This window comes from Margalitia sp. FSL K6-0131, from assembly GCF_038008735.1.
GTDB lineage: Bacteria > Bacillota > Bacilli > Bacillales > Bacillaceae_C > Margalitia > Margalitia shackletonii.
The window spans coordinates 3,880,730-3,901,342 of sequence record NZ_JBBOZS010000001.1 but is presented as its reverse complement, the minus strand read 5'-3'; the positions used below and the strand labels follow the sequence as shown (position 1 = coordinate 3,901,342).

General features: G+C 36.9%; 19 protein-coding genes. 17 read left to right on the top strand and 2 right to left on the bottom strand.

The genetic code is table 11. The features are described 5' to 3' along the window. Positions 1 to 250: 250 nt before the first annotated feature. The 4 genes from hemE (at position 251) to NSQ59_RS19135 (ending at position 5,236) form a co-directional block, all read left to right on the top strand. Entirely contained in the window at positions 251 to 1,303 is a 1,053-nt protein-coding gene (gene hemE, locus NSQ59_RS19150; protein WP_055740858.1) for a uroporphyrinogen decarboxylase, read from the top strand. Positions 1,304 to 1,308: 5 nt separating this feature from the next. Beyond that, on the top strand, positions 1,309 to 2,241 hold the full coding sequence (hemH, locus tag NSQ59_RS19145) for a ferrochelatase (protein WP_055740857.1): 933 nt from the start codon (positions 1,309 to 1,311) through the stop codon (positions 2,239 to 2,241). Between the two features lie 149 nt (positions 2,242 to 2,390). Next, positions 2,391 to 2,963, top strand: coding sequence for a TetR/AcrR family transcriptional regulator (locus NSQ59_RS19140; RefSeq protein ID WP_055740856.1), 573 nt, complete (start codon positions 2,391 to 2,393; stop codon positions 2,961 to 2,963). Between the two features lie 77 nt (positions 2,964 to 3,040). Beyond that, the gene (locus tag NSQ59_RS19135) at positions 3,041 to 5,236 is read left to right on the top strand and encodes a YhgE/Pip domain-containing protein (RefSeq protein ID WP_055740855.1); all 2,196 of its coding nucleotides are present in this window, start codon (positions 3,041 to 3,043) and stop codon (positions 5,234 to 5,236) included. 32 nt (positions 5,237 to 5,268) lie between these two features. Here NSQ59_RS19135 and NSQ59_RS19130 read toward each other — a convergent pair whose 3' ends face one another. After that, positions 5,269 to 5,847 (bottom strand): SCO family protein, encoded by a 579-nt coding sequence (locus NSQ59_RS19130; protein ID WP_083489389.1) that lies wholly within the window; start codon positions 5,845 to 5,847, stop codon positions 5,269 to 5,271. Positions 5,848 to 6,061: 214 nt separating this feature from the next. Between NSQ59_RS19130 and NSQ59_RS19125 the strand changes: the two genes are divergently transcribed. The 13 genes from NSQ59_RS19125 (at position 6,062) to NSQ59_RS19065 (ending at position 20,164) form a co-directional block, all read left to right on the top strand. Next, on the top strand, positions 6,062 to 6,466 hold the full coding sequence (locus NSQ59_RS19125) for a FixH family protein (protein ID WP_055740854.1): 405 nt from the start codon (positions 6,062 to 6,064) through the stop codon (positions 6,464 to 6,466). A 211-nt stretch (positions 6,467 to 6,677) separates the two neighbouring features. Further along, on the top strand, positions 6,678 to 7,412 hold the full coding sequence (locus NSQ59_RS19120) for an MBL fold metallo-hydrolase (protein WP_055740853.1): 735 nt from the start codon (positions 6,678 to 6,680) through the stop codon (positions 7,410 to 7,412). Positions 7,413 to 7,442: 30 nt separating this feature from the next. Continuing rightward, the gene (locus NSQ59_RS19115; protein ID WP_055740852.1) at positions 7,443 to 8,432 is read left to right on the top strand and encodes a lipoate--protein ligase; all 990 of its coding nucleotides are present in this window, start codon (positions 7,443 to 7,445) and stop codon (positions 8,430 to 8,432) included. 563 nt (positions 8,433 to 8,995) lie between these two features. Next, positions 8,996 to 9,694: a response regulator transcription factor gene (locus NSQ59_RS19110; protein ID WP_055740851.1), complete on the top strand. Its 699-nt coding sequence runs from the start codon at positions 8,996 to 8,998 to the stop codon at positions 9,692 to 9,694. Then, on the top strand, positions 9,695 to 10,630 hold the full coding sequence (locus tag NSQ59_RS19105; protein ID WP_055740850.1) for a sensor histidine kinase: 936 nt from the start codon (positions 9,695 to 9,697) through the stop codon (positions 10,628 to 10,630). Positions 10,631 to 10,726: 96 nt separating this feature from the next. Further along, positions 10,727 to 11,650 carry an ABC transporter ATP-binding protein gene (locus NSQ59_RS19100; protein ID WP_055740849.1) on the top strand — a complete coding sequence of 308 codons (924 nt, stop codon included), beginning with the start codon at positions 10,727 to 10,729 and terminating at the stop codon, positions 11,648 to 11,650. Positions 11,651 to 11,846: 196 nt separating this feature from the next. Next, positions 11,847 to 12,410, top strand: a complete 564-nt coding sequence (locus tag NSQ59_RS19095) for an ABC transporter permease (RefSeq protein ID WP_340832427.1) — start codon at positions 11,847 to 11,849, stop codon at positions 12,408 to 12,410. Positions 12,411 to 12,592: 182 nt separating this feature from the next. Continuing rightward, positions 12,593 to 12,769, top strand: coding sequence for a hypothetical protein (locus NSQ59_RS19090; protein ID WP_161809274.1), 177 nt, complete (start codon positions 12,593 to 12,595; stop codon positions 12,767 to 12,769). Positions 12,770 to 13,229: 460 nt separating this feature from the next. Continuing rightward, entirely contained in the window at positions 13,230 to 13,931 is a 702-nt protein-coding gene (locus NSQ59_RS19085) for a response regulator transcription factor (protein ID WP_055740847.1), read from the top strand. Beyond that, positions 13,928 to 14,899: a HAMP domain-containing histidine kinase gene (locus tag NSQ59_RS19080; protein ID WP_055740846.1), complete on the top strand. Its 972-nt coding sequence runs from the start codon at positions 13,928 to 13,930 to the stop codon at positions 14,897 to 14,899. The genes NSQ59_RS19085 and NSQ59_RS19080 overlap by 4 nt, the downstream gene beginning before the upstream one ends. A 425-nt stretch (positions 14,900 to 15,324) precedes the next feature. Next, positions 15,325 to 16,095 (top strand): ABC transporter ATP-binding protein, encoded by a 771-nt coding sequence (locus NSQ59_RS19075; protein ID WP_055740845.1) that lies wholly within the window; start codon positions 15,325 to 15,327, stop codon positions 16,093 to 16,095. Next, positions 16,070 to 17,971, top strand: coding sequence for an ABC transporter permease (locus NSQ59_RS19070; RefSeq protein ID WP_055740844.1), 1,902 nt, complete (start codon positions 16,070 to 16,072; stop codon positions 17,969 to 17,971). Before NSQ59_RS19075 ends, NSQ59_RS19070 begins: the two co-directional genes overlap by 26 nt. A 654-nt stretch (positions 17,972 to 18,625) precedes the next feature. Then, the gene (locus tag NSQ59_RS19065) at positions 18,626 to 20,164 is read left to right on the top strand and encodes a fatty acid--CoA ligase family protein (RefSeq protein WP_055740843.1); all 1,539 of its coding nucleotides are present in this window, start codon (positions 18,626 to 18,628) and stop codon (positions 20,162 to 20,164) included. Between the two features lie 59 nt (positions 20,165 to 20,223). Here NSQ59_RS19065 and NSQ59_RS19060 read toward each other — a convergent pair whose 3' ends face one another. Further along, positions 20,224 to 20,523 carry a hypothetical protein gene (locus tag NSQ59_RS19060; protein WP_055740842.1) on the bottom strand — a complete coding sequence of 100 codons (300 nt, stop codon included), beginning with the start codon at positions 20,521 to 20,523 and terminating at the stop codon, positions 20,224 to 20,226. Between the last annotated feature and the right edge of the window lie 90 nt (positions 20,524 to 20,613).

Sequence of the window (20,613 nt, the reverse complement as noted above, 5' to 3'; positions counted from 1 at the left end):
ACTACATTACTGTGTTTCTTTTATCTAAGTCGATGCCCATGAAAGTGAAATTGGCAGTTCTAATTTCACTCATCTGGATGCTAGAACTTTGCGTATCTACTTTTCGGCGAAAAAGTAAAGAATTTATGACAATTATTTCGGTTTACTATACTTTTAGTTATAAAACGTCTATAGTAAAAACAGACTACAAACGGATAATGTTAGAATACATAGAAGAGATTGTACTGCTTGAAAGGTGGGCATTTTGCAGATGACTAAATTAACAAATGATACTCTCATAAAAGCGGCAAGAGGTGAAAAAACGAAGCATGTACCTGTATGGTATATGCGTCAAGCTGGTCGTTCACAGCCTGAATACCGTGCGTTAAAGGAGAAATACTCCTTATTTGAAATTACCCATCAGCCGGAGCTATGCGCTTATGTAACAAGACTTCCTGTGGAACAATACAATGTTGATGCAGCGATTCTTTATAAAGATATCATGTCACCGCTTCCTTCAATAGGTGTAGATGTAGAAATTAAGTCCGGTATTGGACCAGTAATTAATAATCCTATTAGATCCGCCAGCGATGTAGAAAAACTTGGAGAGATTCATCCGGAAGAGGATGTTCCATATGTTTTGGATACTATTAAGCTTTTAACACAAGAGCAATTAACAGTACCGCTAATTGGATTTGCAGGTGCACCATTCACTGTGTCCAGTTATATGATTGAAGGAGGACCTTCAAAAGATTATAAAAAAACAAAAGCATTTATGTATACAGAACCAAAAGCTTGGTTTATGCTAATGGACAAGCTGGCAGAAATGACCATTACATATGTACGTGCACAAATTAAAGCGGGAGCTAGTGCTATTCAAATATTTGATTCATGGGTTGGGGCTTTAAATGTCGAAGATTATCGCACATTTATTAAGCCTGTCATGACAAAAATTTTCTCAGAGTTACGAAAGGAGAATGTTCCTCTCATTATGTTTGGAGTTGGAGCAAGCCATTTGGCATTAGAATGGAATGATCTTCCACTCGATGTTGTCGGACTTGACTGGCGTCTTCCTATCCGTGAAGCCCGTGCCAAAGGAGTAAATAAGGCTGTTCAAGGAAATTTAGATCCGACAGTATTATTAGCGCCTTGGGATGTATTAGAAGAAAGGGTAAAAAGCATTCTGGACCAAGGAATGGAGCTGCCGGGATATATTTTCAATCTTGGGCATGGGGTATTCCCACAAGTGAATCCGGATGTACTTAAACGTTTAACAGCTTTTATTCATGAATACAGTGCAAAGAAAATAAGTGAAATGAGGTAAGAAAGATGGCAAAAAAGAAAATGGGGCTTCTTGTAATGGCGTATGGAACTCCATACAAAGAAGAGGATATTGAACGTTACTATACACATATTCGCCATGGCAGAAAGCCATCTCCCGAAATGTTAGAAGACTTAAGAAGCCGTTACGAAGCTATAGGCGGTATTTCTCCCCTAGCCAAAATAACGGAAGAACAAGCATACGGTTTGCAAAATCGCTTGAATGAAGTTCAAGACGAGGTTGAATTTAAAGCATACATAGGTTTAAAACATATTGAGCCATTTATTGAAGATGCTGTCGGACAAATGCATGAAGATGGAATAGAAGAGGCGGTTTCACTTGTACTGGCTCCTCATTTTTCTACATTTAGTGTGAAATCTTATAATGAAAGAGCGAGTGTTACTGCTGAAAAACTTGGAGGACCAAGTATTACTTCCGTAGAAAGCTGGTACAAAGAACCGAAGTTTATTCAGTATTGGGTTGATAAGGTGAAAGATACTTATCAAAGCATGAGTGAAGAAGAAAGAAATTCAGCTTGTCTAATTGTTTCCGCACATAGCTTGCCGGAAAAAATTCTCCAATACGGGGATCCTTATCCTGAGCAACTGAAAGAAACAGCAAAATTAATTACAGAAAAAGCTGGAATTACGGAATACGCACTTGGCTGGCAAAGTGCCGGAAATACACCGGATCCATGGCTTGGACCTGATGTTCAAGATTTGACGCGCGACCTTTATAAGGAAAAAGGCTATAAAGCCTTCGTATATATTCCGGTTGGGTTTGTAGCGGAACATTTGGAAGTGCTATATGATAATGATTATGAATGCAAAACAGTAACAGAAGAAATAGGTGCAAGCTATTACCGTCCGCCAATGCCGAATGCAAGACCTGAATTTATTGATGTCTTGGCAACCGTTATTTTAAAGCATTTGGAAATGTAAAAAATCACGCTCCCTTTGGGAGCGGATTTTTTATTTCAAAAAAAACATTTCAGTCCCTTGATTCCCTAAATTGGTTGTGCTATATTATTCCTTGTGGAACTAATTGACTGATTCAGTATTTTGGTCATTTCGGAAAAGTGGTGAAATCATTGGCAATTGATCGCAGAAAATTAATTATCGATGCGGCTACTAAATCCTTTTCTTTATTTGGATACAAAGCAACAACCATGGACCAGGTGGCAAAGCTTGCGAATGTTGGAAAGGGAACCATTTATACTTTTTTCAAAAACAAAGAAGAATTATTCTATGAAATCATCACTTCTTTGTTAAAGGAAATGAGAGAGGCTGCGGAACAATTTATGCATTCTGATTTACCGTTTCATGAAAAGGTGGATCACACCCTTTTTAAATTATTGGAATTTCGAAAAGAACATCAACTATACATTAAGCTTTTTCAAGAAGAAAGTGATATAGGAACTCCCGAAGTTCAAGAAGTGATGCTCAAAATTGAAGATTCCATCCTGAATTATATTCAAAATATCATCATGGAAGCAGTTCAGAAAGGAGAAATCAAAGACTGCAATCCGGAGATTACCGCCTTTGTAATCTTAAAATTATATATCTCCTTAATTTTTGACTGGGAAAAGCATCGTGAGCCGCTCGAAAAAGAAGAAATCTCTAAACTATTTAAACTCTACTTATTCCAGGGATTATCAACTTGATGGTCCTAAATTTTTGAAACGTAATGACCAAATGAATATAACGGTCATTAAATACTAATTTTGGAGGTAAAAACGTCATGTTTATTGCTGAATTAAAGAAAATCCTCCGTCATCCAATGCTGTTGATTTCAACTTTAGCTATTACATTTGTACCTATTATGTATGCAGGAATGTTTATATGGTCGTTTTGGGATCCATATGGACACTTGGATCGTTTGCCTGTGGCAGTAGTAAATAACGACAAAGGTGCTGTATTGGACGGAGATCATTTAAAGCTTGGGAAGAAGCTAGCGGATAATCTAAAGGATAGTAAGGATTTTGATTTTCATATTGTAGATAATAAAAATGGATTAAAGGATCTTAAGGATCAAAAATACTACCTTTTAATTGAGATACCGCAAAACTTTTCCAAAAACGCGACTACTTTAATGGATGATCAGCCAAAAAAATTAGAGCTGAACTATATTCCGAATGAAGGGGCCAATTATCTTTCATCAAAAATTGGTGACTCTGCCATGAAAGAAATAAAGCAGTCCGTTTCAAAAGAAGTAACATCTACTTATGCGGAAACATTGTTTAGTAAGATCAAAGAAATGGGAAAAGGATACAACCAAGCATCGAAAGGCGCTTCCTCCTTGTATGATGGAGCAAAAAAACTGGATAACGGATCAAAATCAATCAAAGAAAATCTTGAAACACTAGCATCCAAATCAATAGAATTTCAAAACGGTGTAAATTCAGCTGCCAGTGGTTCTACTGATGTAGCGAATGGTGCATCCGACCTTTCTAAAGGTCTTAGCCAGCTTAAAGACGGAAATGATCAGCTTTTAAAAGGTGTACAGAGCGCAAGTAAAGGTTCTGCTGATCTCGCGGCTGGATCCAAACAACTAACAAGCGGTTTACAAGATGCTGATAACGGTGCAAAAAAACTTGTGTCTAATACAGATAAAATTCATGAAGGCGCTAAAGCTCTTGCGGATAATCTTGGTGCTCTAGGAAATGGAGCAACTAAAACAGCAGATGGAGCAAAACAAGTTCATGATGGAATAACCGCTCTTAAACAGCAATTAGAGCCATTTATGGCGACACTCCCAGATCAACAAAAAACGGTATTGCAAGCAACATTAGATCAATTGGAAAAAGGCAGCAATGATGTAGCAAATGGCGCAGATCAGCTTAGCACATCAACAGGCAAGCTTCAAACTGGTGCAAGTACAATAGCTGATTCGGTTAATAAATTAAACCAAGAAGGAAACAAACCATTGCAAAATGGTTTAGATACCCTTTTAGCAGGTTCCCAGAAGTTAACAGATGGTGCAAATCAATTAAATGCAGGCCAAACCCAGTTGCTTCAAGGAATGACTACATTTAATCAGAAGTTAGCTGATGCCGGCAGCGGTGCAAACGCATTGGCATCCGGAAGTAACCAGCTCAATGCGGGAATTGGGCAATTAGCGGATGGTGCAAACAAAATAAGTGACGGTACATCTAAATTGGCAGATGGATCAAAAGATTTAAACAGTGGTACAAACAAGTTAACGGATGGATCAAAAGAGTTAAAGAATAAACTTCATGACGCCGCAGATAAATCAGGTTCCGTCCATGCTGATCAAAAAACATATGATATGATGGGAAATCCAGTTAAGGTTGATAAAAAAGAAGTCAATAAAGTTCCGAACTATGGTACAGGATTGGCTCCATATTTCTTATCCCTAGGGCTGTTTGTCGGAGCATTATTATTAACGATTGTGTTCAATGTCAAAAACCCTGTTATCGCACCTAAGAATGGATTCCTTATGTTTACTAGTAAATTTGGTGTTATGGCAATAGTGGGTATTATCCAGTCGCTGATCGCAGCAGCTATTGCCATCGGTGGAATCGGTCTTGATGTGAAGAGCATACCAGTATTTATAGGTACTGAAATTGTGACCAGTTTAACCTATATGGCATTGATTCTATGTTTAACCGCTATATTAGGGGATCCTGGGCGATTCTTAGCAATCATTATCTTAATCCTGCAATTAACAAGCAGTGCGGGAACATTCCCACTTGAGTTATTGCCGCCTGCTTTACACCCAGTGCATAATGTATTGCCTATGACATTTTCTTTAAATGCCTTTAAAGCAGTCATTTCATCTGGCGATTATTCAACAGTATGGCATAACTTGGGATTAATGCTTATATACATGATTGCTTTTATGATAATCACCATTGCATACTTCACGGTAAAATATAAAAAATCACATACAGTACAAACAGAAGAAGCAGCATAAAAAAAAGTTAGGGCAGAACGCCCTAACTTTTTTTAATCTAATCCTTTAAGATCTTTTATAATTTCCTCAGCCTGAAAGTCTTTCCCACCTGAATAGTCCTTGATGATTTCCCCTTTTTTGTTTATTAGGTAGAAGCTAGTGCCATGAACAACTTGCGTATCATTTTCAGGCTTCTTTACTAGCTCTTTAAATTTGTCCAATGCAAACTTTTCGACATCTGCCTGTGAATAACCCGTTAACAAATGCCATGTAGAAAAATCAGGCTGAAAATTAGAAGCGTAATTTTTTAAGCGTTTTGGTGTATCTACCTCTGGGTCTACACTAAAAGAAACAAAGTGTACGTCTTTTAAACCCTCTTTCTTCGCTTTTTTCTGAAGCTCGCTCATTTGATAAGTTAATTGCGGACAAATTGTCGTACAGCTTGTAAAAATGAAATTTGCAACCCAAAGCTTCCCTTTCAAGTCCTTCATCCCAAACGGTTTCCCGTTTTCATCGGTGTAGGTGAAGTTTCCGACTGGTTCGCCTTTTTTATTACTTAAAGAACTGCATGCACTAAGACTAATTAAGGAAAAAATCAATAATAACAAAAGAGGTATTCGTAAACGTTTCAATATAGTATCCTCCATCATTTATTTATATGTATTTGACTTCATTATAGATGAAATATAAATTAAAAATTAGTTTATGGTCAAATATTCATGAAATGCTCAAAATTACCCTGACGATTGTTTAGTGAAAAAATTGTCAACACTTATTAACAAAACAGGCACTTTTTATCTCAAATGGAATGTTACCATAAAAATATAGAATTAGGGAGGTATCGTTATGTCTCGAAAAATGCTAATGATTTTATTTACCTGTATTACCGCCATTGCCTTATCTGCCTGCGGAAGCAATCAGTCCAATACATATGAAAAAAAAGTACCGGTAGAATTAAAGGTTGCTTTAAAAGTGCCGGAGAATGCTAATGTCAACGAAAAGGTTCCCTTACAAGCATTGGTAACACAAGGCAAAGAAAAGGTTAAAGATGCAGATGATGTGAAGTATCAAATTTGGGAAGGTGACAATACGAACGATAGTAAATACATAGATGCTAAGAATGATAAGAATGGCAATTATTCTGCCAGCCTTGAATTTGACCATGCAGGGACCTACCAGGTACAAGTTCATGTAACGGCAAGAAATCAACATGTGATGCCGAAAGCGAAAATTACGATAAGTGTAAAATAAGTAAGGGAGGCTGTCTCAATGGTGCCTGACACCTATTAAGACAGTCTTTTTATTTAGACTAAGCGCGGTTATTGTTAATGAAATTAGCCCGAACAAATATGATTTTGTATAAAAGCGTTAAACTGTTTTTCTCATAAGAATTTGGGTAAAATGGAGTATAGTAAAAATTGATAAGAAATGTCTATTGAACTATAATTTTAGGAGGATACATATGAAGTTAACGGTAATAGGTCAGTGGGGTGGGTATCCGAAAGTAAATGAAGCGAGCTCAGGGTATCTACTAGAACATGATCAATATAAATTATTGATTGACTGCGGAAGTGCAGTTCTGTCCAAATTGCAAAATTTTGTACAACCAGAAGACTTAAACGCAGTTATCATTTCTCATTATCATCCAGATCATATTGCTGATATTGGGGTACTGCAACATGCGCTCCTCATCGGAAAATATATGGATAAAAATATACAAACGATTTCTATTTACGGACATCAAGAAGACGAGCATGGCTTCCAAGCTTTAAATTTCCAGGATGTAACGAAAGCTGTGCCATATGATCCGAGCGGGAAGCTGCAAATTGGTCCTTTTTCCATTAGCTTTTTAAAAACAAAGCATCCTGTACCATGTTATGCCATGAGAATAGAGGCGGAGGATCAGGTATTTGTCTATACTGCTGATACATCATATATAGAGTCCTTGAACGCATTTGCGAAAGATGCGGATGTTTTGCTTTGTGAATGTAATTTCTATGGAAACATGGATGGTTCCGGGGCGGGTCATATGACTAGCTATGATGCAGGAGAACTTGCTAATCTTGCCGGTGCTAAGCGATTAGTTTTAACACATTTGCCTCAATACGGTGATTTGGAGCAATTAAAAACGGAGGCAGCCGAGAAGTTTTCAGGTGAGGTGATACTTGCCTATTACGGTCTTGGCATCCAGCTTTAAGAAGATATATTTGAATTTGGAGTGATACATATGTTGTTTATTGATAATAAGGGAATTACTGATCCGCAAATCAATTTAGCCATTGAGGAATACGCATTAAAAAACTTAGATCCAAATGAAACGTATCTTTTATTTTACATAAATCAGCCATCTATTATTATTGGAAAAAACCAAAATACAATAGAGGAAATCAATACAGAATATGTAGATAAAAACGGAATCATCGTTGTTCGCAGGCTGTCAGGCGGAGGAGCTGTTTACCATGATCTTGGCAACCTTAATTTCAGCTTTATCACCAAGGACGATGGAGAGAGTTTCCATAATTTCTTGAAATTTACCGAGCCTGTGATTAACGCATTGAAGAAATTAGGAGTTAATGCAGAGCTCAGCGGCCGAAACGATATTCAAGTTGGTGAAAGAAAGATTTCCGGAAACGCACAATTTTCAACAAGAGGACGCATGTTCAGTCATGGTACATTAATGCTTGACTCCGAGCTTGAAAATGTTGCATCCGCCTTGAAGGTAAAAAAAGACAAAATTGAATCAAAAGGTATTAAATCAGTACGAAGCCGTGTGGCAAATATTTCGGAGTTTTTGGATCAAAAGCTAACGATTGAGAAATTCCGTCAGCTTCTTCTTGAATCTATTTTTGAGGGACAAAATCCAATTCCTGAATATAAGCTTACAGATGAAGACTGGGAAAACATTCACCAGCTTTCTAAAGAAAGATACCAAAATTGGGATTGGAATTATGGCAAATCACCAAAATTCAATCTTCAACATTCTCATCGATTCCCTGTCGGAAGCGTAGATGTCCGCTTAGATGTTAATAAAGGAAAGATTGAAAATTGTAAAATTTATGGGGACTTCTTTGGCGTCGGTGATGTGGAGGACATCGAAAGCAAATTAACAGGAGTTCGCTATGAACGAAACGAAATTGAAAAAGCTCTTGAGGATATCGATGTCAAACATTATTTCGGGAATATAACGAAGGACGAGCTTGTAAATTTAATCTACTAATATTATGACCCTTTCACATTGGTGAGAGGGTTTTTATTTGTTTTTTAGTCCATAACCGTTTTTGTTAAATATAAAAGGGACGCTGTTTCCTAATGTGCAAGTTAGATGTTTATAAAAGCAGCTCTTATGGACAAATTTTTCCGTTTTGGGTTGAAGTATGTACATAAGAAGCGTTCAAAAGAAACACTTTCTCCGGTATGGCGATATATAAAGTCAAATAGTTCTCATGGTGTAATAAGTGAATTAAACTGTGTGCCGATTATCAACAATTAATGCATAAATATGTTCAGGTAAGGCTCCATTCAATTTCAGGATTGGGCCTTTATTTTGTCAAAAGGATTCCATGAATGGCAATGATTTTTTAAAAAGTAATGGATATTTATGCTAAAATGTTGAAAGGATTTAAAATCGTAGTTCTAAAGGAATGAACCACGGAGTGAAAACTATTTTTAGAAAATTAATACAAAATAATCACTAGTGTTTGTAAAATGAAACTTTCATTCGTTGATTGAATTGGGCATGCAAATTTATATAAAAGTATTACAGGAGAGGTGTTGTTTTTAATGCAGAAAACGATATTACTGGTTGAAGATGATCCGGCTATTAGTGATATGGTAAAAAAATATTTAAATAATGAGTCCTTTAGCGTTAAATGTGTTTTTGATGGCGAGGAAGCAGCGAATGCTTTTAAGGATGAGCATTATGATTTAGTTTTGTTAGATTTAATGCTGCCAAAGTTAAATGGTTTGGATTTTCTTCAAATGGTGCGGACAAAGAGTTACATTCCCGTCATTATTATGTCAGCAAAAGATAGCGAAGCGGATAAAGCGTTAGGACTCGGGTTTGGAGCAGATGATTATATTACTAAACCATTTTCGATGGTCGAACTAGCGGCAAGAGTGAAAGCGGCCATAAGAAGATCCACACAGTACATAGTCACTCAAATAGAACGAGATACATCCATAATCAAAGTACATGAGATTGAATTGGATTACGAGAATCATCGCGCGACAAAGAACGGCATGGAGATCAACTTAACATCAAAGGAATGGAAGATTCTTTGTTTGTTTTTTAAAAATCAAAAGAAGGTTTTTACAAAAGAACAGATTTATCGTTCCGTCTGGGAAGATGATTACTATGGTGATGAAAATATTATTAACGTTCACATGAGCCGACTGAGAGAAAAAATCGAGGATACCCCATCGAAACCAGCGTATATCAAAACAATATGGGGGATCGGGTACAAGCTGGGAGAATTTTAAATGATCACTATATTAAGCTGTGTCATTATTGCCCTTCTTATTTGTATAATCTATCAATATCAAACAAAGAAGGGAAGAAACAAGGATCTTGCTTACATAACAAATAAACTTGAACAGTTAAAAGCCTCACAATCAAGGGAGAGAATCCTCCTCACTACTGGTGATAAACAACTCATAGAACTGCTTGATTTGTTAAATCAACTTGTTGATGATCATCAAGAACATGCACGTCAGTATCTGAAAATGAAAGCCTCGATGAAACGAATGTTGGCGAATGTCTCCCATGATCTTAAGACGCCGCTAACAGTGATTGCAGGTTATATTGAGATGCTTCAGAACCAACCTCTAATGAATGAACAAGAAAGAGCGCGTTTGCTGCAACAAGTACATAGTAAAACGTTAGAGCTCATTACATTAATGAATACATTTTTTGACTTGGCTAAGTTAGAGTCAGGAGATCAAGATATTCCGCTTGAAAAAGTGAATGTAACAGAAATCTGTAAAAATAATATTCTATTGTTCTATGAATGGATCCAAAATAAAGGATTAGAGGTGGTTATTGAGATACCTGAAAAGCCTGTTTTTGCTCTCGGTAATGAAGAAGCATTAAACCGTGTATTAACTAACTTGATTTCAAATGGAATTCGCTATGGTGCTGATGGCAAAATGATTGGTTTAAAGGTGTTTTATGATGTAGCGAGGGTCTATGTTGAAGTTTTCGATAAGGGAAAAGGGATCAATGAAATCGAGCAGGAGCGCGTCTTTGAACGAATGTTCACGCTTGAAGAATCAAGAAATAAAGCCTTTCAGGGCAGTGGGCTAGGTTTAACCATTACAAAAAGACTGGTTGAAGAAATGCAAGGAGATATTTCGATACAATCCATCCCATTTGAAAAAACGTCATTTACTTTTTCATTAAAACGTCTTAATAAGTAGCTCACTGTTTTCTTAAGATTTTCGTAAGAATTAAGACAGAAAAAAGCAAGAGTCGATGGCTAGAATGAAAATTGATAGAAAACGAGGAGGGGCATCATGGATTATGTAGTACAGACAAGAAATTTAACAAAGACTTTCCAAGGGCATGATGTTGTGTCCAATGTAACGATGAATATTAGACAAGGTGAGATTTATGGATTTCTTGGACCGAATGGTGCGGGTAAGTCCACAATTATGAAGCTGCTGACCAATATGATTAAGCCTTCACATGGCGAGGTCACCATCTTCGGTGAACCGCTCAAACATGATTCTTTCGATTACTTAAAGAGGATAGGCAGTATGATCGAATACCCTATTTTTTATGAGAAATTGACTGCACGGGAAAATTTAGAGCTGCATTGTGCTTATATGGGATACCATAGCAAACAGGCGATTCGCGATGTTTTGGATCGGGTTGGGCTTGAAAATGTTGAGAATAAGCTGCCAAAAGACTTTTCACTAGGGATGAGACAGCGTCTTTGCGTCGCCAGAGCGATTATCACAAAGCCGGAATTCTTGATTCTAGATGAACCAATTAATGGATTAGATCCTGCTGGGATTAAGGCTATGAGAAAGCTATTTAAAACGCTTAATCAAGAATACGGTATGACCTTACTCATTTCCAGCCACATTATTGGGGAGATTGAGCAGATTGCAGACACGATCGGTGTCATTAAAGGCGGTAAACTGATTGAAGAGGCGTCCATGGAATCGATTAAGGCGAGAAATAAGGAATACATAGAATTGGTGACCAGCAATCAAAAAAAAGCAGCAATGGTGCTACATGATAAATTAGGCATTAATAATTTTAAGGTGGTTGATGATCAAACCATTCGCATCTATGCTGCAGATGTGCCTCAATCAGCCATTTCTAAGACATTAATACTTGAAGACATTAATATTGAGTCTATTGATAAAAAACGTACAACATTAGAAGAGTATTTCGTAAAAAAAGTGGAGTTAGATCAGGTCGTGAGTTAACGTTTTGAGGAAGAGAATAGTATAACGGAGTAATATATTAAGAGGCAAGGAGCCGATCATATTGTTTCATTTAATAAGACTTGAATCAAAAAAGTTTAAATTAGGATGGTTTGTTAAAGGTGCTATTCTTGCAAATATAATCATTCTGAGTATTTTATGTATAATTCCTGTCGTTGAAAAAAGTGAAGGTACCGAAATGTTAAAAGATGTGACAGGAGTTTTTACGATAAGTGGAGCAGGCGTTAGAGGTGTTTTTATCGTATTTGCCGCTGTACTGATTTCAAAAATGATTATTCAAGAGTTTAGGAATCGAACAATGTTTATTATGTTTTCCTATCCAATCAATCGTAAAAAAATCCTGAGTGCAAAATTGATTCTGATCGTTTTGATGACATTCATTGCTATGACAATTTCTCATATAGTGGTGATTTTCAGTTTTATTGGTTTGAATCAAATCTTTCATTTTACTTCTGCAATGAGTTTAACTTCAAGCGATGTTTTGGCGGAGATTATAAAAATCATCATGTTTAGCTTAACGACTGCAGTCGCAGCACTCGTACCGCTATATTTCGGGATGAGAAACTATTCTACACCAGCAACAATTATCTCTTCACTTTTAATTGTTAGTGTGACATGCCAATCGATGGGTCCGAATTTCTCATTAGCAGGTATTATTTATATTCCGCTAGCCTTAGCAATAATTGCTCTTGGTATTGTTGTGTTAGCCATAAGGAAAATTGACCGCATTGATTTAAATTAAGCACTGACTGTTTAGTGGACGGAAGCTTTATTAGAATTACATTGCCCAAGACTGATCAGGAAATTTTTAAAATCAGGCACTATCATTAATTGTAAATAAAACCTTTAAGTAATGTTTTGATTAAACTTTAGACATACATTGATACAAAAAATCGATGGGATGGATGAAAAAGGAGTATAGAAATGGAAATAAGTAGCTTAATCAATATGATATTTGGTGTACTATTGGTAATTATAAGTTTTGTCTCATTGCTTGTAAGTAAACGAAAGGGGAGGAAAAATAAATGGGCAGGATGGGTAATTCTAATTGGTAGCTGTGCAATTATAACGGCTGTCGTTAACTTGGTTGTTCTGCATTAAACTATCAATTTGTATAACCGAATTGCGGATATTATTTTCTTACCTTTCTTAATTAATAAAAATTATACCTTTATAAAGCCGAAATCCATTCTTTCAAAATAAGGATTTCGGTTTTTTTTTAATAAATCAACTTAAATTCAATCGGATAATTTTTGCGCATGACTCGTTTTACTCAAAGAGAATCCCTCCTGCATGACAGTATAGGCTTTCTTACAACAGGAGGGACGCCGATCTTATAATAAGAACAGTGGCTATGGTGGGATAACGTAGCACAAAATGGATCAATCTTTTTTCAAATAGGATTCTATTTAGTTATAGTAATTTTATATGTTTTGAGGTGTTCTAACTATTCTAATACTACACCTCTAAGAGACAGAACGAATGTAAAACTTGGTATTATCCAAAAAAAGAAATCTTTGTTAAAATCAATGAAGGAAAATAGGCGGAGGGGGAATCGATCATGTTTAAAATTTTTATCATTGAAGATGATAAGCAGCTAGTTAGACTTCTTCAGGAGCATTTACATAAATTTGGCTTTGAAACAAAATCAGTTGTGGACTTTGATTCAATTAGATCCGAGTTCGAACAATTTTCACCGCATCTTGTATTGCTGGATGTGAATCTACCTAAATTTGACGGTTATTATTGGTGCAGACAAATTCGTAATATATCAACCTGCCCGATACTGTTTATTTCTGCACGTGATGGAAAGATGGATCAAGTTATGGCTTTGGAAAACGGAGGAGATGATTATATAACAAAGCCATTCGATTACGAAATAGTAATTGCAAAGATTAATAGCCAGCTTCGCCGCGCATATGGCAGCTATGCCGGGTCTCAAAATGAGCGCTCTTTGAGTGTGAATGGATTAAAGCTTGATGTTGAGCGCTTAATACTTTCCGTAGGTGACAACACGGTGGAATTAAGCCATACGGAAGCAAAAATTCTTGATGAATTAATGAAAAAGTCGGAACGAGTGGTAAGCCGTGATCGTTTACTTGAAAAAATATGGGATGACCAAGCATTTGTGGATGATAATACTTTAAATGTCTATATTACTCGTGTAAGAAAGAAATTAGCTTCTTTACAAATTGAAGATGCAATCGAAACGATTCGCGGTCAAGGATATCGGCTTATGCCTAATTGGGGTGAAGCGGAGTGAAACTTTTCTTACGTGAACAGCTCCCGCTTATTCTCTTTTATATCATCCAGCTTTTTATTATCACCATTGTTTATTGGCTTGATGGCTATAGGCATTTAACCATTTCATTATATGCCGCATTACTTAGCGGCTGTTTGCTTATCGGTTATCTTGTATTTCGATACATAACAAACCGTAGTTTCTACCAACGCTTAGAAGATCCGCTTTCCAATATTGATGAATTTATGAATGTCGATCATAGTACTCCATTAGCTGAAAGCCTTCACAATTTGCTTACAAGTCAATTTAGACTTTATAAAACGGACTTGCATGATTATCGGCGGAAGCTTGAGGGACATATTCAATTTATTAACCAATGGGTTCATCAAATGAAAACACCAATTTCGGTTATTCATTTAATGATACAAGATAAAGATGAACCTACCTATACTGCAATAGGGGATGAACTTGACCGATTAAAGAAAGGCCTGGAAATGGTGTTGTATACCTCGCGTCTAGACACGTTTGAGCGGGATTTTTATGTTGAAACACTCCAGCTTGAAAATATTATCCGTTCCGTTACATCCGCACAAAAACGATTATTTATTCGGAGGCATGTCTTTCCAATGATTCAGGTGGATAGTAATCTTCAGGTTGCGACAGATGAAAAATGGCTTTCATTTGTCCTTACTCAGCTTATTACTAATGCAGTGCGCTATACAATGTATGAAAATCGGAAAATCTACTTTCGCGGATATATCCGCGGCATGCATACCATCCTTGAAATACAAGATGAAGGCGTCGGCATCCCCAAAAGTGATTTACCACGTGTCTTTGATCCCTATTTTACCGGCGAAAATGGCCGCAACTTTCAAGAATCAACGGGTATGGGTTTGTATTTAGCAAAGCAAATTTGTGAAAAACTCGGACACCGAATCGAAATTGAATCAACTGTGAACGAAGGCACGACAGTACGAATTATCTTTTAAGTGACAGGCACCATGTGAATATTTCACATGGTGCCTGTCACCACAAATGGACAAATGGCAAGAGTGTCCACACAGGAGAGACACCTTTCTTCAATTTTAAGTTTTTTGTTCTATAAATTATTTTACAAGTATAGTCTTTGTCTAGCTCCAAGTGAAATTGGCACTTCAAATTTCACCAGCGCCTAATCGGCTATCTGATTTCTCCCTCTCCTCCCTACGATAAGTCAACATCAGTTCGTGAACTACCTCACTGTGTTTCCTTTATCTCGAGGTGAGCGACTACGAAATCCGTACGCCGATGGGCAAGGCGCTTCCGCTTTTCTTCTACCTTACAATTTTGTAAGCTAACTGTAAGTTAACGAAATGGTTGTATTTCATGAATCTAGATAAAATGAAGATACAAAATGATACAGGGAGTGATAAGAATGTCGATTCTAGAGGTGAGACATTTAGAGAAGATTTATGAGGGAAAAGTCGCTCATAAAGCATTAAATGATATTAATTTTTCCATTGAAAAAGGGGAGTTTGTCGGGATCATGGGTCCTTCAGGAAGCGGGAAAACAACGCTTCTCAACCTAATTGCAACAATCGACCGCCCGACATCCGGCGAAATCAAGATAAACAGCAAAAATCCGCATGTTTTAAACCGAAAAGATACTGCACTATTTAGAAGACATGAGCTCGGCTTCGTTTTCCAGCACTTTAATTTACTTGATACATTAACGGTGGAAGAAAACATTGTGCTGCCCCTCACACTGGATGGTGAAAGTATTCGAGAAATGAACAAAAAGCTGCAAACTGTCACAAAGAAGCTGGGAATTGACCATATTTTAAAGAAAAGAACTTATGAAATATCTGGAGGACAGATGCAAAGAACGGCAATTGCACGAGCTATCATTCACAATCCCTCTCTTATTTTAGCGGACGAGCCAACTGGTAACTTAGACTCGAAATCAGCGAAGGATGTTATGGAGACTCTAACTGCCATTAATCAAGAAGACGGAGCTACTGCATTAATGGTAACCCACGATGCGGTTGCAGCAAGCTATTGCCACCGTGTGATTTTTATCAAGGACGGCCAATTATACAATGAAATTTACCGCGGGGATAACCGCCAAGCATTCTTCCAAAAGATTATTGATATGCTTGCTTTGCTAGGAGGAGACAGCAGTGACCTTTCCGCAGTTCGTGTATAGAAATGTTGTCCGTAATAAACGGACATACTCTGCCTATTTTCTAAGCAGCGCATTTTCCGTTTTAATTTTCTTTGTGTATGCACTATTTATTTTTCACCCAGATATAAAACAAGGTGTAACTTCTGCTGTTGCAGTTCAGCTAATGACTGCAGCTGAAGTGATTATGTATCTTTTTGCCTTTTTATTCGTCCTATACTCTGTCAGCACATTCCTAAAATCACGGAAGCGTGAATTTGGAATACTAATGATGCATGGCATGACAAGAAGCCAATTAAATCGTATGGTCTTTTTGGAAAATATGCTTATAGGTATTGGGGCAATTATTCTTGGCATTGGTGCAGGTATTATCACTGGAAAATTGTTTTTAATGATCGGATCAAGGATGATTGGGATTGATTCACTATCCTTTTATCTTTCCTTTAAAGCATTATTGCTAACGATATGTGCGTTTTTAATTCTATTCTTTTGTATTTCATTATTTACGACGATTCTTCTAAGAGTAAATAAACTGATAGATTTATTCCAAGCTGGCGAAAAGCCGAAAAAGGAGCCGAAAGCTTCGGTACTACTATCACTGTTTGCAGCTGTTCTGCTGCTCTTAAGTTATTACTTGGCGGCAACAACAACTATGGGGACCATTCTTTTTAGAATTCTCCCAGTCATTGCGATGACTATTGTGGGAACATATTTTTTCTATACACAACTATCCGTATTTGTAATAAAAATGCTGCAAAAAAATCGTTTTTTCTTTTGGAAGAAAACTAATATCATAACGATTTCAAGCCTTGCCTATCGCTTAAAGGATAATGCACGCATGTTCTTTATGGTCACGATCGTTTCAGCGGTTGCGTTTTGCGCGGTAGGAACACTTGCTTCGATGAATATTATGAACAAGCAATTCAAAGATGATTATCCTGCAGCAATCAGCTATACCGCGATGGATGATCAACCAGTACAGCAGCAAAACTTGCAGCAAATCAAAACAGAATTGAACAATAAAGGTATTCCTTATACGACATCAAGCGCTGTAATCAAAAATGTGGAAGTTGCTTCAGAAAATACAGGCTATCGTTATCCAGTCAAGGATATTGATATTATTTCATTCTCTGATTATAAAAATATCGCAAAAAGTGCAGGATTTGATGTTCACGAGAAACCGTTAACTGGAAATGAAGCTTTGGCAATGTTATACTCCCATAATCAAATGGAGTTCAAACCTGTCATGTATACATTGAAACAGGATAAAATTAAACTTAATGCAAAGAAGCTGTCTAAAAATGTGGCGATTCCATTTCGAGCGGGTCTAATAGTCAGTGATGAACTTTATAAAAAACTAAAGCCGGTTAAAACAAATACTTTCACAGGATTCTTTACGAAGGACTTCGAAAAAACGGCTGGCATTGCAAAAAAACTTGCACCAGAGGGCAGCTCTTATTTCTCTGAAAATCATCATTATGAAATACAAGTCAGTGGTACGATGTATCAAAATCAAATGAATATGTTTAAAACGATGTTATTCGTTGCGTTATTAATTGGTGCTGTATTCTTTATTGCAGCCGGCAGTTTCCTGTATTTCCGCCTGTATGCGGATCTGGATTATGACAGACGACAATATTTAACGATTAAAAAGGTAGGATTAACAGATCAGGAATTAAACAAAATTGTTACCCAGCAGCTTGCGTTGCTATTCTTTGTTCCGATTGTCGTAGCATTTGTTCATAGTGCGTTTGCTTTTATGGCATTGCAAAGCTACTACTCATTATCAATTGTTTCTGAGATGGTTATTGTTCTGGCAAGCTTCCTGATTGCTCAATTGATATACTTCTTCCTCATTCGATATCGTTATTTGCGAAACTTGAAGAAGACATTAATTTAGTACTATCGGTCTGTAATTTTGGGGGACAAAAACATTAAATAGAAACCGGAATGGGAATCATTCCGGTTTTTACTTTAAACATAGACTTAAAGAACGCCAGGACCGTTGTGAAAACCACACCTGTAAAAATTTTAATTTGTATAATGTTAGAGGACAGACGTTCCGTTATTGCTGTAAAAAATCGTATTTTCTTCGAATTTGCGGACCTACATTCCGCTATTTGATGAAAATCTTGAAAATTACCAATAAAAATAGCTTATAACGGAACGAGTGTCCGATAATAGCCCAAAACCAAGCAATTTGTCACAGATAAGGGATTTAGAGTCCGCGGAAAGTTCATTGCGGCCCCAGTTTCCCTTATTTACAAAAAATTGTCCGTTTTAACTGCCTTTGCGGCCCCACATTCCGCTATCCAATGAAAATAGCTGTCTTTTGCTTTAACAACGGAATGTGTGTCGGTTCAACTCCCAAAATGCCTTTTTGTCACTGATAACGGAACCACTGTCCGGTCAAAGGCTATTCTACCAATCAAGTTTCGCCTATAAGTTTTTTTATGACATTCCCCCAAGACATCTTGTATCCCTAAAATTCTTTCTATATAATATATTTAGAAAATTAAAATGAATGATTATTCATTCAGAAAGGGGAGGGAATATGGATTTAACAACAAGACTTCACAACACATCAATAGAAAGCGCTGACAAAATTGCTTATTATTTCATGGATCAACCAACTACATATGCCGAGTTGGATGCGGCAGTCACAAAATTTGCAAGCGGGTTGGAACAATTGGGGTTGAAAAAAGGGGACCATATTGCACTTCTTCTTGGTAATTCGCCGCATTTCATTATTGCCCTGTATGGAGCAATGAGACTTGGTGTGACGGTAATTCCGGTTAATCCAATCTATACACCGGAAGAAATAGGCTATATTTTATTGAATGGGGATATAAAAGCAGTAGTAGCACTTGACCTTCTAGTGCCACTTGCTGAAAAAATGGGGGCAATGCTTCCAAAGGTAGAACATTATATTATTTGTGAATCGGATCCGACTAAAAAAGTGGAGCCTCCTGCAAACGATAAATTGAAATCGTTTGCAGAAGTTGTTGCATCAGGGGATTTAGCGTTTCAAGGACCACAAATTTTTGAGGATGATGTTGCTGTCATTCTTTATACATCCGGCACAACCGGAAAACCTAAGGGTGCCATGCTTACTCACAAAAATCTATATTCCAATGCAAGCGACACAGGTATGTATTTAAAAATGAACAATGAGGACCGTGTCATCACTACCTTGCCAATGTTTCATGTTTTCAGCCTTACAGTCGTCGTTAATGCGCCACTTATAAGCGGAGCAACTCTATTAATCGCACCTAAATTTAGTCCAAAAGATATTTTTAGATTAGCAAAAAAATATGAAGCTACTATTTTTGCTGGAGTTCCAACTATGTATAATTTCTTATACCAATATCCAGAAGGAGATCCAAAGGATTTTTCATCCCTGCGCTTATGTATTTCCGGAGGGTCATCACTTCCTGTTGCCTTATTGAAAAACTTTGAAAAGAAATTTAATGTTTTTGTCTCTGAAGGGTATGGTTTATCGGAAGCATCGCCTGTGACAGCCTTTAATCCGCTTGACCGTCCAAGAAAGCCGGGATCCATTGGTACTTCCATCTTAAATGTAAAAAATAAAGTAGTGGATGTGTTAGGGGAGGAAGTTCCGGTTGGGGAAGTTGGAGAGTTGGTAGTTCAAGGACCTAATGTCATGAAGGGCTATTATAAAATGCCGGAGGAAACAGCTGCAACCATTCGTGATGGATGGCTATACACCGGGGATCTTGCAAAAATGGATGAGGAAGGCTATTTCTATATTGTCGATCGTAAAAAGGATATGGTGATAGTAGGAGGGTTTAATGTTTATCCTCGTGAAGTAGAAGAGGTATTATATGATCATCCGGATGTAGTAGAGGCTGCTGTCATTGGTATTCCGGATCCGGAACAAGGAGAAGCAATAAAATGCTTTGTTGTAACTAAAAATAGTGAATTAACTGCACAAGCATTAATGAATTATTGTAAAGAAAGATTAGCAAAATATAAGCTTCCAACAATAATTGAATTTATTGATGAGCTGCCGAAAAATACAACGGGAAAAATATTAAGAAGAGCTTTAAAGGATCAAATCCCATCTAAATAAGGAGAAAAAAATGCAGAATAATAATTCTGCATTTTTTCATATATTTATTTTGTCCTGTTTTATTGAAAGTCATCTTTATTTGCTGATATAGGAGAACCAGTAGAAGTGTGAGTATTCATCCAATTCAACGATACTTGCGAAACACTGGACCAATTTGGAATTTGGGCTTGATGCTGTTCGACCCAGCTCATGCAATATTGCGGGTCAATACTATATTCCTCGCATCCTGCTAAAAATGCTTGAATAGTTTCTTCCGTACAATTTTGCCAGGAACCACATGTATCAACCCAAACCTTTTCCATTTTAGACTGTACGGTTGGATCATTTACAAAATGACTAAATTGATTTTCATTCGTCATTGATTGTACCTCCTTTTTGAATATGGACAACATCATTAAGTATGTCCAAGGTTCTCTAAATCAAACGATTGAAAAGAAAATAGCACTATC